The organism is Streptococcus oralis subsp. oralis (assembly GCF_002096595.1).
In the GTDB taxonomy this organism is placed as follows: domain Bacteria; phylum Bacillota; class Bacilli; order Lactobacillales; family Streptococcaceae; genus Streptococcus; species Streptococcus oralis_D.
The window spans coordinates 153,416-170,211 of the sequence record NZ_NCUR01000009.1 but is presented as its reverse complement, the minus strand read 5'-3'; the positions used below and the strand labels follow the sequence as shown (position 1 = coordinate 170,211).

The 16,796-nt window shown below is 43.3% G+C and carries 13 protein-coding genes; 12 read left to right on the top strand and 1 reads right to left on the bottom strand.

What is annotated here, in order from left to right:
- The first annotated feature begins 78 nt into the window (after positions 1-78).
- The 10 genes from rpoB (at position 79) to B7714_RS03075 (ending at position 13,658) form a co-directional block, all read left to right on the top strand.
- A complete protein-coding gene (gene rpoB, locus B7714_RS03120; RefSeq protein WP_084859628.1) occupies positions 79-3,690 on the top strand; it encodes a DNA-directed RNA polymerase subunit beta in 3,612 nt (1,203 codons plus the stop codon).
- Between the two features lie 32 nt (positions 3,691-3,722).
- Positions 3,723-7,388 (top strand): DNA-directed RNA polymerase subunit beta', encoded by a 3,666-nt coding sequence (gene rpoC / locus B7714_RS03115; RefSeq protein ID WP_162284797.1) that lies wholly within the window; start codon positions 3,723-3,725, stop codon positions 7,386-7,388.
- 110 nt (positions 7,389-7,498) lie between these two features.
- Complete coding sequence (gene ndk / locus B7714_RS03110) at positions 7,499-7,918, top strand: nucleoside-diphosphate kinase (RefSeq protein WP_084859627.1); 420 nt, start codon at positions 7,499-7,501, stop codon at positions 7,916-7,918.
- A 134-nt stretch (positions 7,919-8,052) separates the two neighbouring features.
- Positions 8,053-8,676, top strand: coding sequence for a hypothetical protein (locus B7714_RS03105; RefSeq protein WP_084859626.1), 624 nt, complete (start codon positions 8,053-8,055; stop codon positions 8,674-8,676).
- Between the two features lie 83 nt (positions 8,677-8,759).
- A complete protein-coding gene (tsaE, locus tag B7714_RS03100) occupies positions 8,760-9,203 on the top strand; it encodes a tRNA (adenosine(37)-N6)-threonylcarbamoyltransferase complex ATPase subunit type 1 TsaE (RefSeq protein ID WP_084859625.1) in 444 nt (147 codons plus the stop codon).
- Positions 9,193-9,714: a GNAT family N-acetyltransferase gene (locus B7714_RS03095; protein ID WP_084859624.1), complete on the top strand. Its 522-nt coding sequence runs from the start codon at positions 9,193-9,195 to the stop codon at positions 9,712-9,714. The genes tsaE and B7714_RS03095 overlap by 11 nt, the downstream gene beginning before the upstream one ends.
- A gap of 4 nt (positions 9,715-9,718) precedes the next feature.
- Positions 9,719-10,759, top strand: a complete 1,041-nt coding sequence (gene lytR, locus B7714_RS03090) for a glycopolymer--peptidoglycan transferase LytR (protein ID WP_084859623.1) — start codon at positions 9,719-9,721, stop codon at positions 10,757-10,759.
- Between the two features lie 72 nt (positions 10,760-10,831).
- Positions 10,832-12,088: a competence/damage-inducible protein A gene (locus B7714_RS03085; protein WP_084859622.1), complete on the top strand. Its 1,257-nt coding sequence runs from the start codon at positions 10,832-10,834 to the stop codon at positions 12,086-12,088.
- A gap of 54 nt (positions 12,089-12,142) precedes the next feature.
- On the top strand, positions 12,143-13,294 hold the full coding sequence (gene recA, locus B7714_RS03080) for a recombinase RecA (protein ID WP_001085517.1): 1,152 nt from the start codon (positions 12,143-12,145) through the stop codon (positions 13,292-13,294).
- A gap of 169 nt (positions 13,295-13,463) precedes the next feature.
- Positions 13,464-13,658, top strand: a complete 195-nt coding sequence (locus B7714_RS03075; RefSeq protein ID WP_000415528.1) for a PspC domain-containing protein — start codon at positions 13,464-13,466, stop codon at positions 13,656-13,658.
- A gap of 131 nt (positions 13,659-13,789) precedes the next feature.
- On the opposite strand, the gene B7714_RS03070 is transcribed toward B7714_RS03075, so the two are convergent.
- On the bottom strand, positions 13,790-14,344 hold the full coding sequence (locus B7714_RS03070) for a GNAT family N-acetyltransferase (RefSeq protein WP_000060284.1): 555 nt from the start codon (positions 14,342-14,344) through the stop codon (positions 13,790-13,792).
- 109 nt (positions 14,345-14,453) lie between these two features.
- Between B7714_RS03070 and B7714_RS03065 the strand changes: the two genes are divergently transcribed.
- Together B7714_RS03065 and B7714_RS03055 are read left to right on the top strand one after the other, a co-directional pair.
- Entirely contained in the window at positions 14,454-15,824 is a 1,371-nt protein-coding gene (locus tag B7714_RS03065; protein ID WP_084859621.1) for an MATE family efflux transporter, read from the top strand.
- 203 nt (positions 15,825-16,027) lie between these two features.
- A complete protein-coding gene (locus tag B7714_RS03055; RefSeq protein ID WP_000532894.1) occupies positions 16,028-16,744 on the top strand; it encodes a YebC/PmpR family DNA-binding transcriptional regulator in 717 nt (238 codons plus the stop codon).
- Positions 16,745-16,796 lie beyond the last annotated feature (52 nt).

Genomic DNA, 16,796 nt, shown 5'->3' with positions numbered 1-16,796 from the left:
AGGGGTTTTTAAAACCATATGACGATTAGAAAAGCCTGATTGATAAGGCTTGGAATTTATTTACAAAGGAGAATCATCTTGGCAGGACATGACGTTCAATACGGGAAACATCGTACCCGTCGTAGTTTTTCAAGAATCAAAGAAGTTCTTGACTTACCAAATTTGATTGAAATTCAAACGGATTCATTCAAAGATTTCCTAGACCACGGACTTAAGGAAGTTTTTGAAGATGTATTGCCAATTTCAAACTTCACAGAAACTATGGAGTTGGAGTTTGTTGGCTATGAGATCAAGGAACCCAAATACACGCTCGAAGAAGCTCGTATCCACGATGCTAGCTACTCAGCACCTATTTTTGTAACCTTCCGCTTGATCAATAAAGAAACAGGCGAAATCAAGACCCAAGAAGTCTTCTTTGGGGATTTCCCAATCATGACAGAGATGGGAACATTCATCATCAACGGTGGTGAACGTATCATCGTATCTCAGTTGGTCCGTTCTCCGGGTGTTTATTTTAACGACAAGGTAGACAAAAACGGTAAAGTTGGCTACGGTTCAACTGTTATCCCTAACCGTGGAGCTTGGTTGGAACTGGAAAGTGACTCTAAAGACATCGCCTACACTCGTATTGACCGTACCCGTAAAATTCCGTTTACGACCTTGGTTCGTGCGCTTGGTTTCTCAGGTGATGATGAAATCTTTGATATCTTTGGGGACAGCGAATTGGTTCGCAATACTGTTGAAAAAGATATCCACAAGAATCCAATGGACTCTCGTACAGACGAAGCCTTGAAAGAAATCTACGAACGCCTTCGTCCAGGTGAGCCTAAGACCGCTGAAAGCTCACGTAGTTTACTTGTGGCACGTTTCTTCGACCCACGTCGCTACGATTTGGCAGCCGTTGGTCGTTACAAGATCAATAAAAAACTCAACATCAAAACACGCTTGCTCAACCAAACCATCGCTGAGCCATTGGTAGATCCTGAAACGGGTGAAATCTTGGTAGAAGCTGGTACCGTTATGACTCGTAGCGTGATTGAAAGTATCGAGAGTCACTTGGATGGCGACTTGAACAAAATCGTTTATATTCCAAACGATGCAGCTGTTCTGACAGAACCAGTTGTGCTTCAAAAATTCAAGGTTGTTGCCCCAACGGATCCAGACCGTGTTGTAACCATCATCGGAAATGCTAACCCTGACGACAAGGTTCGTGTTGTAACTCCTGCGGATATCCTTGCAGAGATGAGCTACTTCCTCAACTTGGCTGAAGGTATCGGACGTGTGGATGATATTGACCACCTTGGAAATCGTCGTATCCGTGCAGTTGGTGAATTGCTTGCCAACCAAGTACGTCTTGGACTTTCTCGTATGGAACGTAATGTCCGTGAACGCATGTCTGTTCAGGACAATGAAGTTTTAACACCACAACAAATTATCAATATCCGTCCTGTAACAGCTGCGGTTAAAGAATTCTTTGGTTCATCACAGTTGTCACAGTTCATGGACCAACACAACCCGCTTTCTGAGTTGTCTCACAAACGTCGTTTGTCAGCCTTAGGACCTGGTGGTTTGACACGTGACCGTGCCGGATATGAAGTACGTGACGTGCATTATACTCACTATGGTCGTATGTGTCCAATCGAGACACCTGAAGGACCTAACATCGGTTTGATTAACAACTTGTCATCATACGGACACTTGAATAAGTATGGCTTTGTTCAAACACCATACCGTAAGGTTGACCGTGAAACAGATGTTGTGACCAATGAAATCGTTTGGTTGACAGCCGATGAAGAAGATGAATTTACTGTAGCCCAGGCTAACTCTCGCCTCAACGAAGACGGTACTTTTGCTGAGAAAGTTGTCATGGGACGTCACCAAGGGGTCAACCAAGAGTATCCAGCAGAAGTGGTTGACTACATGGACGTTTCACCAAAACAGGTAGTTGCCGTTGCGACAGCATGTATTCCTTTCTTGGAAAACGATGACTCCAACCGTGCCCTCATGGGTGCCAACATGCAACGTCAGGCTGTGCCTTTGATTGATCCCAAAGCGCCTTACGTTGGTACTGGTATGGAATACCAAGCAGCTCATGACTCTGGTGCTGCTGTGATTGCTCAGTATGATGGTAAAGTTACATACGCAGATGCTGACAAGGTAGAAGTACGCCGTGAAGATGGTTCATTGGATGTTTACCACATTCAAAAATTCCGTCGTTCTAACTCAGGTACTGCTTATAACCAACGTACACTTGTTAAAGTTGGCGATGTTGTTGAAAAAGGCGACTTTATCGCTGACGGACCTTCTATGGAAAAAGGGGAAATGGCGCTTGGACAAAACCCAATTGTTGCCTACATGACATGGGAAGGTTACAACTTCGAGGATGCCGTTATCATGAGCGAGCGCTTGGTCAAAGACGATGTCTATACATCTGTCCACCTCGAAGAATATGAATCAGAAACGCGCGATACAAAGCTTGGGCCTGAAGAAATTACTCGTGAAATTCCAAACGTTGGTGAAGATGCTCTTAAAGACCTTGACGAGATGGGAATTATCCGTATCGGTGCTGAGGTTAAAGAAGGGGACATCCTTGTAGGTAAAGTCACACCTAAGGGAGAGAAAGACCTCTCAGCTGAAGAACGTCTCTTGCACGCTATCTTCGGAGACAAGTCTCGTGAAGTGCGTGACACTTCTCTCCGTGTACCTCACGGTGCCGATGGTGTCGTTCGTGATGTTAAAATCTTTACCCGTGCAAATGGAGATGAGTTGCAATCAGGTGTTAACATGCTGGTTCGCGTCTACATCGCTCAAAAACGTAAAATCAAGGTCGGAGATAAGATGGCTGGACGTCACGGAAACAAAGGGGTTGTCTCTCGTATCGTTCCTGTAGAAGACATGCCTTACCTTCCAGACGGAACTCCAGTCGATATCATGTTGAACCCACTTGGGGTACCATCCCGTATGAATATCGGTCAGGTTATGGAACTCCACCTTGGTATGGCAGCTCGTACTCTTGGTATCCACATCGCAACACCAGTCTTTGACGGAGCAAGTTCTGAAGACCTTTGGGAAACTGTTAAAGAAGCAGGTATGGATAGCGATGCCAAGACAATCCTTTACGATGGACGTACAGGTGAGCCGTTTGATAACCGTGTATCAGTTGGTGTCATGTACATGATCAAACTCCACCACATGGTTGATGATAAATTGCACGCGCGTTCAGTCGGACCTTACTCAACCGTTACTCAACAACCACTCGGAGGTAAAGCTCAGTTTGGTGGACAACGTTTCGGTGAGATGGAGGTTTGGGCTCTTGAAGCCTACGGTGCGTCAAATGTTCTTCAAGAAATCTTGACTTACAAGTCTGACGATATCAACGGACGTTTGAAAGCTTATGAAGCTATTACAAAAGGAAAACCAATTCCAAAACCAGGTGTTCCAGAATCCTTCCGAGTTCTTGTGAAAGAATTGCAATCTCTTGGTCTTGACATGCGTGTCCTTGACGAAGATGACCAAGAAGTAGAACTTCGCGACTTGGATGAAGGAATGGACGAAGATGTCATCCACGTAGATGACCTTGAAAAAGCCCGCGAAAAAGCAGCCCAAGAGGCTAAAGCAGCCTTTGAAGCTGAAGAAACAGAGAAAGCAACAAAAGCGGAAGCAACAGAAGAAGCTGCTGAACAAGAATAAGCAGTTCACTTAGAATAGAAAGGGAAGAAATAGTGGTTGATGTAAATCGTTTTAAAAGTATGCAAATCACCCTAGCTTCTCCAAGCAAAGTCCGTTCATGGTCTTATGGAGAAGTCAAAAAACCTGAAACAATCAATTACCGTACCTTGAAACCAGAACGTGAAGGACTCTTTGACGAAGTCATCTTTGGTCCTACAAAGGACTGGGAATGTGCTTGTGGGAAGTACAAACGCATTCGCTACAGAGGGATTGTTTGTGACCGCTGTGGGGTTGAAGTAACGCGTACGAAAGTTCGTCGTGAGCGTATGGGGCACATCGAGTTGAAAGCTCCTGTATCTCACATCTGGTATTTCAAGGGGATTCCAAGCCGTATGGGCTTGACCCTTGATATGAGCCCTCGTGCCCTCGAGGAAGTTATCTACTTTGCGGCTTATGTGGTGATTGATCCTAAGGATACACCGCTTGAGCACAAGTCTATCATGACAGAGCGCGAATACCGTGAGCGCTTGCGTGAGTATGGCTATGGATCATTCGTTGCCAAGATGGGTGCCGAAGCTATCCAAGATCTTTTGAAACAAGTAGATCTGGAAAAAGAAATTACTGAACTCAAAGAAGAGTTGAAAACAGCTACTGGACAAAAACGTGTGAAAGCCATCCGTCGTTTGGACGTTTTGGATGCCTTTTACAAGTCTGGAAATAAACCTGAATGGATGATTCTCAATATCCTTCCAGTCATCCCACCAGACCTTCGTCCAATGTTGCAGTTGGATGGTGGCCGTTTTGCCTCATCTGACTTGAACGACCTTTACCGTCGTGTTATCAACCGTAACAACCGTTTGGCTCGTTTGCTTGAGTTAAATGCACCAGGTATCATCGTTCAAAATGAGAAGCGTATGCTTCAAGAAGCGGTTGACGCTTTGATTGATAATGGCCGTCGTGGTCGTCCGATTACAGGACCAGGTAGCCGTCCACTCAAATCATTGAGCCACATGCTTAAAGGTAAACAAGGACGCTTCCGTCAAAACTTGCTCGGTAAACGTGTTGACTTCTCAGGACGTTCCGTTATCGCCGTTGGTCCAACTCTTAAGATGTACCAATGTGGTGTGCCACGTGAAATGGCGATCGAACTCTTTAAACCATTCGTTATGCGTGAAATCGTTGCCCGCGACATCGTGCAAAACGTCAAGGCAGCTAAACGTTTAGTGGAACGCGGAGATGAGCGGATCTGGGATATCCTCGAAGAAGTAATCAAAGAACACCCAGTACTTTTGAACCGCGCACCGACCCTTCACCGTTTGGGTATCCAAGCCTTCGAGCCAGTCTTGATTGATGGTAAGGCCCTTCGCTTGCACCCACTTGTCTGTGAAGCCTACAATGCCGACTTTGACGGTGACCAAATGGCCATCCACGTACCACTTTCAGAAGAAGCTCAAGCAGAAGCTCGTATCTTGATGTTGGCTGCTGAGCACATCTTGAACCCGAAAGATGGTAAACCAGTTGTTACTCCATCTCAGGACATGGTTTTGGGTAACTATTACTTGACCATGGAAGAAGCTGGTCGTGAAGGTGAAGGAATGGTCTTCAAAGACCGTGACGAAGCTGTGATGGCTTACCGCAATGGTTATGTTCACCTCCACTCACGTGTTGGTATTGCAACAGACAGCCTCAACAAACCTTGGACAGAAGAGCAAAAACACAAGGTCTTGCTGACAACAGTTGGTAAAATCCTCTTCAATGACATCATGCCAGAGGGTCTGCCTTACTTGCAAGAACCAACAAATGCTAACTTAACAGAAGGTGTTCCAGCTAAGTACTTCTTGCCGCTTGGTGGAGATATCAAGGAAGCTATTCGCAATCTTGAACTCAACCCTCCATTTAAGAAGAAAAATCTTGGGAATATCATCGCCGAAATCTTCAAACGTTTCCGTACGACAGAAACTTCTGCCCTACTTGACCGCATGAAGAACCTCGGTTACCACCACTCAACTCTTGCAGGTTTGACAGTGGGTATTGCCGATATCCCAGTTGTTGAAGACAAGGCTGAAATCATCGAAGAATCACACAAACGTGTAGAACAAATCACTAAACAATTCCGTCGTGGTATGATCACAGACGACGAGCGCTACAACGCTGTTACAGCTGAATGGCGGGTGGCTCGTGAAAAATTGGAGAAACGTTTGGTTGCCAACCAAGATCCTAAGAACCCAATCGTTATGATGATGGACTCTGGAGCCCGTGGTAACATCTCAAACTTCTCACAGCTTGCCGGAATGCGTGGTCTGATGGCTGCTCCGAACGGACGTATCATGGAGTTGCCAATCCTTTCAAACTTCCGCGAAGGTTTGTCAGTACTCGAAATGTTCTTCTCAACTCACGGTGCCCGTAAAGGTATGACCGATACGGCCCTTAAGACAGCCGACTCAGGTTACTTGACTCGTCGTTTGGTTGACGTTGCCCAAGACGTTATCATCCGTGAGGACGACTGTGGAACAGACCGTGGTCTCTTGATCCGCTCTATCACTGAAGGTAAAGAGATGATTGAGTCTCTCGAAGAACGTCTCATCGGTCGTTACACTAAGAAAACTGTTAAACACCCAGAAACTGGTGCAGTGATCATTGGTCCAAATGAGTTGATTACAGAAGACAAGGCGCGTGAAATTGTCAATGCTGGTGTGGAAGAAGTGACTATCCGTTCCGTATTTACATGTAACACTCGTCATGGTGTCTGCCGTCACTGTTACGGTATCAACTTGGCGACTGGCGATGCGGTTGAGGTTGGGGAAGCAGTTGGTACAATCGCTGCCCAATCTATCGGAGAACCTGGTACACAGCTTACAATGCGTACCTTCCACACGGGTGGGGTTGCCTCAAATACCGACATCACTCAGGGTCTTCCTCGTGTCCAAGAAATCTTTGAAGCCCGCAATCCTAAAGGGGAAGCGGTTATCACTGAAGTCAAGGGTGAGGTTACAGCCATCGAAGAAGATGCATCAACTCGTACCAAGAAAGTCTTTGTTAAGGGTGAAACTGGCGAAGGTGAATACGTGGTACCATTTACAGCACGTATGCGTGTCGAAGTTGGAGACCAAGTCTCTCGTGGTGCAGCATTGACAGAAGGTTCTATCCAACCGAAACGCCTCCTTGCTGTTCGTGATGTCTTGTCAGTTGAAACCTACCTTCTCGGTGAAGTACAAAAAGTTTACCGTAGTCAAGGGGTAGAAATCGGTGACAAGCACATCGAGGTAATGGTTCGTCAAATGATCCGTAAAGTTCGTGTCATGGATCCAGGTGACACAGATCTCCTCATGGGTACCCTCATGGATATCAATGACTTTACAGATGCCAACAAGGATGTTCTTATCGCAGGTGGAGTTCCAGCGACAGGTCGTCCAGTCCTCATGGGAATTACCAAAGCCTCACTTGAAACCAACAGTTTCTTGTCAGCGGCTTCCTTCCAGGAAACAACTCGTGTCCTTACAGATGCGGCCATCCGTGGTAAGAAAGATCATCTCCTTGGACTCAAGGAAAATGTTATCATCGGTAAGATCATCCCAGCTGGTACTGGTATGGCTCGCTACCGTAACCTTGAACCACAAGCTATCAATGAAGCAGAATATCTGGCTCCAGAACAAGAAGAGGCAGAACTTGCTCCTGTAGAGGAAGTTGTGGAAATCCAAGTTGAAGAAACAGTAGAATAAAAGCAAACAAGAGAACCTTTGGGTTCTCTTTGCTTTATTTCAGAAAATTTTCCCACTTTTTCATAAAGTATGGTAGAATAGAAGAACTAAAATGCCAAGGAGGTGTCCATATGGAACAAACATTCTTTATCATTAAACCAGATGGTGTGAAAAGAGGGCTGGTTGGCGAAATTCTGCAAAGAATGGAGCAACGAGGTTTCAAACTCGAAAAATTAGAGCTACGCTCAACAGTTTCAGAAGCTTTGATTGACCAACACTATCAAGACTTGGTTGAAAAAAGTTTTTATCCTCCTATCCGTCAGTTTATGACTTCAGGACCAGTAGTGGTGGGCATTCTATCAGGTCCGAAAGTAATTGAAACTTGGCGGACTATGATGGGTGCTACTCGTCCAGAAGAAGCTCTGCCAGGAACTATCCGAGGAGATTTTGCCAAGGCTGCAGGAGACAATCGAGCCATTCAAAATGTAGTTCACGGCTCCGATTCGGAAGCTTCTGCAAAACGTGAAATTGCCCTCTGGTTTAAGGATTAGACTGGTAAAAGAACAGTTCTGTGCACAACAGAGCTGTTCTTTGGTCAGTTGAGCACAAAAAAAGGACACTTGAGGCGGTAACGAACATTTCAAATTCCTCACAAGGTATAATCCCATATAGGGAGGGAAAAGAAATGGTAAAATCAATTCGCCTATTGTTACTGATTGCAGTCATCCAGATTAGTTTTTCTAGTTGTCTATTATGGAAAGAATCCTTTTTATCTTTAAAACAGACCAATGCTTACTTTTTGATTTTGATAGTAGGATTTTCTGTTCTTTGTGCAGGGATAAATTATTTCCATACAGCAGACCAGTCTAGACATAGTATTTTACATGTTCAAAAGAAAGTGAGTCTTGTTTATTGCCTCCTTTTAGTAGTCAATCTTTTGGCAACCTGTCTGGTTCTCTCAGAAAGCATCCAAACCACTAGCAAATTGCAGCAGGAACTGGTTGACCTCTTTTTACCCTCCTTCTTTTTCTTGCTAGGAGTAGATCTATTGATTTTCTTACCTTTTGATAAAATTTTTCGCGATATAGAAAATCGCCTAAATAAAAAGAAAACAGTCGTCATTTCCGTTCTAGCTACGATGGTTTTCTTGAGGAATCCCTTAGTGATTTCCTCGATTCTCCTTTATATCAGTGTTGGTTTTCTATGCGCACGTTTTCTTTTTCCAAAATGTATTCAAAGGGAAATCTCCTTTTATGGACACCTGATTCGGGATATCCTGTTTGTTTTTTCAATAGTTATATTCTTTTAAGTAGAGAAAAATTTTTCAGAATTATTATAGTAAGTCCATAAAGAAAATTCACACAAAAGAAAACTTTTTGGTATAATAGTAGCATGCACACAAAAAATGAAGAAGAGCTTCTAGCTCTCGGAGAAAGATTAGGTCATTTGCTTCAAAAAGACGATGTTCTGATCTTGACTGGAGAGTTGGGTGCGGGTAAAACAACCTTTACTAAGGGCCTTGCTAAGGGCTTGGATATCTGTCAGATGATTAAAAGTCCAACCTATACCATTGTTAGAGAGTATGAAGGGCGTTTGCCACTTTACCATTTGGATGTCTATCGTATCGAAGGTGATGCTGATTCTATTGACTTGGATGAGTTTCTCTTTGGTGGTGGTGTGACTGTTATTGAGTGGGGGCATCTTTTGGGTGAAGATTTACCAGATTCTTACTTGGAATTGGAAATCTTGAAAGAAGCTGATGGTCGTTGTCTTCATTTTACAGCTCATGGTTCTCGGGCTGAACAACTCATCAAGGAGCTTCAAGATGGAGTATGAGTTGTGTATTCGTGAGGCAGAGATTTCAGATGCTACAGCCTTAATTGCATTTTTAGATTGTGTCGGTCAAGAGACAGATTTCACCAGCCTAGATGAAAATGGCATCATGATGACAGTTTCTGAAATGGCTCTTTTTATCGAAAAACAAGCTGGGTCAGAGAATCAAATTACTCTCCTAGCCTTACTGAATGATGAGATTGCAGGTGTTTTGAATATCACTGCTGATCAGCATGTAAGGGTTCGGCACATTGGTGATGTTTTTTTGGCGATTCAAAAGAAATTTTGGAACCGAGGTTTGGCGACTATACTTCTAGAAGAAGGCATCGAGTGGGCTAAAGTCAGTGGTGTCTTGCGCCGTTTGCAACTTAGTGTACAAAAACGAAACGAGGCTGCGATCCACCTCTACTCAAAAATGGGATTTATCACAGAAGGCTTACAAGAAAGAGGAGCCTATTTAGCAGAAGGGACATTTTTAGATGTTTGTCTTATGGGCAAGCTGATAAATAAATAACGAGATGATTAAAAAATTAATTGGAATGGTGCTAGGTTTCCTAGCAGTAACAGTTTTAGGTGTAGCGGTTTATGGCTATACCATCTACCAACAGGGAACAGAAACCCTAAGTAAAAAGACTTACAAAAAAATTGGGGAAGAAACCAATGTTATCGAAGCGACGGAGCCTCTGACTATCCTCTTGATGGGGGTAGATACGGGAAATGTGGAACGTACAGACCCGTGGGCGGGAAATAGTGATTCCATGATTCTCCTGACGGTTAACCCCAAAACAAAGAAAACCACAATGATGAGTTTGGAACGGGATATTTTGACCAAGATTGAGACTGGAAACGGTCAAGTTCAGGAAGCCAAACTCAATGCTGCCTATGCTAATGGTGGTGCGGAACTTGCAATTTCTACTATTCAAAAGATGATGAATATCCACATTGACCGCTATGTGATGGTTAACATGCAGGGACTTCAACAATTAGTGGATGCAGTTGGTGGGATCACCGTCAACAATACACTCGGTTTCCCAATTTCGATTGCTGACCAAGAAGAGTTTAATAAGATTTCCATCGGTGTTGGAGAACAAACCTTGAATGGTGAGGAAGCCTTGGTGTATTCACGGATGCGTTACCAAGACCCTGAAGGAGACTATGGTCGTCAAAAACGTCAACGGGAAGTTATTCAAAAAATCGTAGAGAAGGTTTTGAGTCTAAATAGTGTGAGCCACTATCAAGGCATCCTCAAAGCATTGAGCAACAATATGCAGACCAACGTCGATCTTTCAGCCAAGAGTATTCCACAATTGCTCGGCTATCAAGATTCTTTCAAGAATATTGAAACGCATCAATTGCGTGGGGAAGATGCTGAGCTACAGGGAATTTCTTATCAGATTGTCACTTCAGAACATATGCTCGAGATGCAAAATCTCTTGCGTCGTTCACTAGGTAAAGAGCCAGTGACAGAATTGGAAACCAATGCGGTACTGTACGAAACAGCCTTTGGTCGGACAGCGCCTTCGACCAGTACTAACGCTTCAAACGAAGAAGCAGAATAAGAAAAGAATCAAATCGTGGGAAATTTCCTGCGATTTTTTCAAAAAAATTCGAATAGATAAGTAGGAGGAAACATGAAAGCAGAAATTATTGCTGTCGGAACAGAAATTTTAACAGGGCAGATTGTCAATACCAATGCTCAGTTTTTATCAGAGAAACTAGCCGAAATCGGGGTAGACGTCTACTTCCAAACAGCTGTTGGAGATAATGAAGCTCGTCTTTTGTCCTTGCTTGAGATTGCGAGTCAACGTAGCAATCTTGTGATTTTGACAGGAGGCTTGGGACCAACTGAGGATGATTTGACCAAACAAACTCTAGCAAGATTTTTAGGAAAAGATCTAGTGTTTGACCCTCAAGCGCAAGAGAAGCTGGATATTTTCTTTGCTCATAGACCTGACTATGCTCGGACACCGAATAATGAGCGTCAAGCCCAAATTGTAGAAGGGGCAACTCCACTGCCAAATGAGACAGGTTTAGCAGTAGGAGGGGTGTCGGAAGTGGATGACGTAACCTACGTGGTCCTTCCAGGACCGCCAAGTGAGTTGAAACCCATGGTCTTAAATCAACTCTTACCCAAGTTAATGACTGGTACCAAGTTATACTCACGAGTGCTTCGTTTCTTTGGAATTGGTGAGAGTCAGTTGGTGACCATTTTGGCGGATTTAATTGACCATCAAACCGATCCGACTTTGGCGCCTTATGCCAAGACGGGAGAAGTGACTTTGCGCTTGTCTACAAAAGCAGTTAGTCAAGAAAAGGCTGATCAAGCACTGGATATCTTAGAAAATCAAATCTTGAGTCGCCGAACTTTCGAGGGAATTTCTCTGCGAGACATCTGTTATGGATATGGGGAAGAAACCAGTCTCGCAAGTGTCGTTGTAGAAGAGCTAAAGAAGAGACAGAAAAGCATTACTGCGGCAGAAAGCTTGACGGCAGGTCTTTTTCAGGCTACTTTAGCAGACTTTTCGGGCGTTTCAGCTATCTTTAATGGCGGTTTTGTCACTTACAGACTAGAAGAAAAGTCCAAGATGTTGGATATTTCCGAGCAAGAGCTAAAAGAACACGGTGTCGTTTCTGAGTTTACGGCTCGAAAAATGGCAGAGCAAGCACGAATTAAGATTCAGTCAGATTATGGAGTTAGTTTAACGGGGGTTGCAGGACCAGATAGCTTAGAGGGGCATCCAGCTGGCACAGTTTTTATTGGACTGGCACATGCAAAAGGGACAGAGGTAATCAAGGCTAATATTGCCGGACGGAGTCGAGCAGATGTTCGACATATTGCGGTCATGCATGCCTTTAACCTAGTTCGCAAGGCTTTATTAAGTGACTAAATTTTGGTATAATAAAAGATAGGTCTAAGGACCAGTAGAATATAGGAGAACAAAATGGCGAAAAAACCAACGAAAAAATTAGATGAAATTGGGAAAAAATTTGGAGCTGACCGTGAAAAAGCATTGAACGATGCTCTTAAATTGATTGAGAAAGACTTTGGTAAGGGTTCAATCATGCGCTTGGGTGAGCGCGCGGAGCAAAAAGTTCAAGTGATGAGCTCAGGCTCATTGGCTCTGGACATTGCTCTTGGTTCAGGTGGTTATCCTAAAGGACGTATCATCGAAATCTACGGACCAGAATCATCTGGTAAGACAACGGTTGCCCTTCACGCTGTTGCGCAAGCACAAAAGGAAGGCGGTATTGCAGCCTTTATCGATGCGGAACATGCCCTTGATCCAGCCTATGCAGCAGCCCTTGGTGTGAACATTGACGAATTGCTCTTGTCACAACCAGACTCAGGAGAGCAAGGTCTTGAAATTGCAGGAAAATTGATTGACTCAGGTGCAGTTGACCTTGTCGTTATTGACTCAGTTGCGGCCCTTGTACCTCGTGCAGAAATTGATGGGGATATTGGAGATAGCCACGTTGGTTTGCAGGCTCGTATGATGAGCCAGGCCATGCGTAAACTTGGTGCTTCTATCAATAAAACCAAAACAATTGCCATCTTTATCAACCAATTGCGTGAAAAAGTTGGGGTCATGTTTGGAAATCCTGAAACAACTCCTGGTGGACGTGCTTTGAAATTCTACGCTTCAGTCCGTTTGGATGTTCGTGGAAGTACACAAATCAAGGGAACTGGTGACCAAAAAGATACCAATGTCGGTAAGGAAACCAAGATTAAGGTCGTGAAAAACAAGGTGGCTCCACCATTTAAGGAAGCCTTTGTTGAAATCATGTACGGAGAAGGAATCTCTAAGACTGGTGAGCTCTTGAAGATTGCAAGTGATCTCGATATCATCCAAAAAGCGGGAGCATGGTACTCTTACAAGGGTGAAAAAATCGGACAAGGATCTGAAAATGCTAAGAAATACTTGGCGGATCACCCAGAAATCTTTGATGCCATTGACCATCAAGTTCGTGTTCAATATGGTTTGATTGAAGATGAAGAAGGTACAACTCCTACCTCTGTTGCGGAAGATCTAGCACCTAACCAAGAAGTAACGCTTGACCTAGGCGATGGACTTGAAATCGAAATTGAAGATTAAAAATGAAAGCGGAGAAGTCCTTCTCTGCTTTTTATGTTTAATTATTAAGTGTTCATAAGCTTTAAAAGGGTAATAAAAGAGTATTTAATCAAAAAAATTAAAAAAACTGTTGCAATTTTTTTAATTTGATGATAAAATTAAACCATTCTATAAAAAGGAGACTACTATAATGGAAAAACGCCTTGTTCGTAACGTACAAGACAAAAAGATTGCTGGTGTTTGTGCAGGTATCGGTGACTACTTTAACATGGACCACACACTTGTTCGTGCACTTTGGATCATCTTCACCCTACTTGGTGGTTCTGGAATCTTAGCTTATGCTGTTCTCTACTTCCTTCTTCCAGAAGGCAATGCAGAAGCTTAAGCCATAGAGAGAATAAAAGTTTATTCTGATCAGTTGAAAATAAAAAATGCATGTAATCGTAGATTACATGCATTTTTATATGTAGCTTCTATCGAAAAAGAGAGGTTCTTCACTAGATGGATAAGTCCTGTTTAATGGTCACTAAAACGACGATACTCTATATGAAAGTCAAAATAATGTTCATTTTGTAACTTTTGGAAGATGTCGCGATAGGCCTCTTCGTCAAAATAGTCGCCACGGTAGAGAATTTCAAAACTCAAACCATCGTACTCTAGAAAAGCGTTGGCTGTTTTGAAACCATTTTGGCGATAGAAATCCATGCGGGCCTTTCTCTGCTCCAAGTTATCGCATTCTTCGTCCAATCGCTCGACTTCTAGTAACATGGTTCGCTGGTAAAAATCAGTCAGCTTTTCGATGATTTCTTTTCCATACCCGTGGCTTCTCAAGTGGGGCATAATGGCAAAAAAACTGATATAGAAGGCCTTTGGATTGGAGATGGCAAAAGCAAAGCCGACAAACTCTTCTTGGTTATAAAAAGCAAAAAAGTGAGCATCTTCTCGGTCTTGATAGCGTAAAAACTCTGACAGAGGAACTCGTTCTTCCTCGGGGAATGCTTCCTTGTTTAGCTTTTCAACCTTATCCAGATCAGGAAATACATCGGTAATTAATTGACTGGTCAAACTCATAAATGACCTCCTTTTCTTGATTATAGCAAATTGTTTCTCTGTAAGCAATTGATTGCAAACTTAGTGATAGAGCCTTGTCGCTCCTTTAGAAAGCTGATATAATAGCTTTATGAATAAGAAACGATCCGTGGACTTGATACATGGTCCTATTCTTCCTGCGCTGTTAAGCTTTGCCTTTCCAATCTTGCTGTCAAATATTTTCCAACAGCTTTATAATACAGCTGACGTCTTGATTGTTGGGCGTTTTCTTGGTCAAGATTCCTTGGCTGCAGTAGGGGCGACAACTGCCATTTTTGACTTGATTATAGGTTTTACGCTTGGTGTTGGCAATGGGATGGGGATCGTCATTGCCCGCTATTATGGGGCTCGTAATTTTACTAAAATTAAAGAAGCAGTAGCAGCCACCTGGATTTTAGGTGCTCTTTTGAGCATTGTGGTCATGCTGATGGGATTTGTCGGTCTGTATCCACTCTTGCAATATTTAGATACCCCTGCAGAAATCCTCCCCCAATCCTACCAATATATTTCTATGATAGTGACCTGTGTCGGTGTCAGCTTTGCCTATAATCTCTTTGCAGGCTTGTTGCGGTCCATTGGAGACAGTCTGGCTGCGCTTGGTTTTCTGATTTTTTCTGCCTTGGTCAATGTGGTTCTGGATCTCTATTTCATTACGCAACTGCATCTAGGAGTTCAATCTGCGGGGCTTGCTACCATCATTTCACAAGGCTTATCAGCGCTTCTCTGCTTTTATTATATCCGCAAGAGTGTTCCAGAACTGCTCCCTCAACTCAAGCATTTTAAATGGAACAAGTCTCTGTACGCGGATCTTTTAGAACAAGGTATGGCTATGGGTTTGATGAGTTCCATTGTGTCTATCGGTAGTGTGATTTTACAATCTTCGGTTAATACCTTTGGTGCTGTGATTATTAGCGCCCAAACGGCGGCTAGACGCATTATGGCCTTTGCTCTCCTTCCAATGACGGCTATTTCTTCTGCTATGACGACCTTTGCCTCTCAAAATCTCGGGGCTAAGCGACCAGACCGCATAGTTCAAGGTCTTGGTGTTGGGAGTCGCCTGAGCATGTCCTGGGCAGGTTTTGTTTGTATTTTCCTCTTTTTTGCCAGTCCGAGCTTGGTTTCCTTCTTGGCCAGTTCGACAGATACTTACTTGGTAGAAAATGGTAGCCTCTACCTGCAAATCAGTTCAGTCTTTTATCCGATTTTGAGCCTTTTGCTGATTTATCGGAATTGCTTGCAGGGATTGGGGCAGAAAGTCCTTCCTCTAGTTTCCAGCTTTATAGAACTAATCGGGAAAATTGTTTTTGTAGTTTTGATTATCCCTTGGGCAGGCTATAGGGGAGTTATCCTTTGTGAACCCCTTATCTGGGTTGCCATGACCACCCAACTGTACTTTTCACTTTTCCGCCATCCCCTGATAAAAGAAGGCAAGGCAATCTTGGCAGCCAAAGGACAATCCTAGCTGGATTTGCTAATACTCTTCGAAAATCAAATTCAAACCGTGTCAGCTTAGTCTTGCCGTACTCAAGTACAGCCTGCGGCTAGCTTCCTAGTTTGCTCTTTGATTTTCATTGAGTATAAAATAAAATCCCTTTCCTCTAGTGAAAATCGAAAAAACTTGTGTTATAATAAGAAAGATTAAAATGTGAAAAAAGGAGATTCCTAATGGGACGTAAATGGGCCAATATCGTAGCCAAGAAAACGGCTAAAGATGGAGCTAACTCTAAAGTATATGCAAAATTTGGTGTAGAAATCTATGTAGCAGCTAAAAAAGGGGATCCAGACCCAGAATCAAACACTGCTTTGAAATTCGTTATCGACCGTGCTAAACAAGCCCAAGTGCCAAAACACGTTATCGATAAAGCGATTGATAAAGCAAAAGGAAACACAGACGAAACCTTTACAGAAGGTCGTTACGAAGGTTTTGGACCAAATGGTTCTATGTTGATTGTGGATACCTTGACTTCAAACGTCAACCGTACCGCAGCTAATGTCCGTGCAGCTTTTGGTAAAAACGGCGGAAACATGGGTGCTTCAGGGTCAGTTTCATACCTCTTTGACAACAAGGGTGTGATCGTATTTGCAGGTGAGGACGCTGATGCAGTCTTTGAGCAACTGCTAGAAGCAGATGTGGATGTGGACGATGTAGAAGCAGAAGAAGGAACAATTACTGTTTACACAGCTCCAACAGACCTTCACAAGGCTATCGTTGCCCTTCGTGAGTCTGGCATCGAAGAATTCCAAGTGACTGAATTGGAAATGATTCCTCAGTCTGAAGTGGAATTGTCAGGCGAAGACCTTGAAACCTTTGAAAAACTTTACAGCGTTCTTGAGGACGATGAAGACGTACAAAAGATTTATACGAACGTAGACGGTTTCTAATTGAAAAACGAACAGTTTTACTAGCTGTTCGTTTTTTTTTTTGATATTTGAA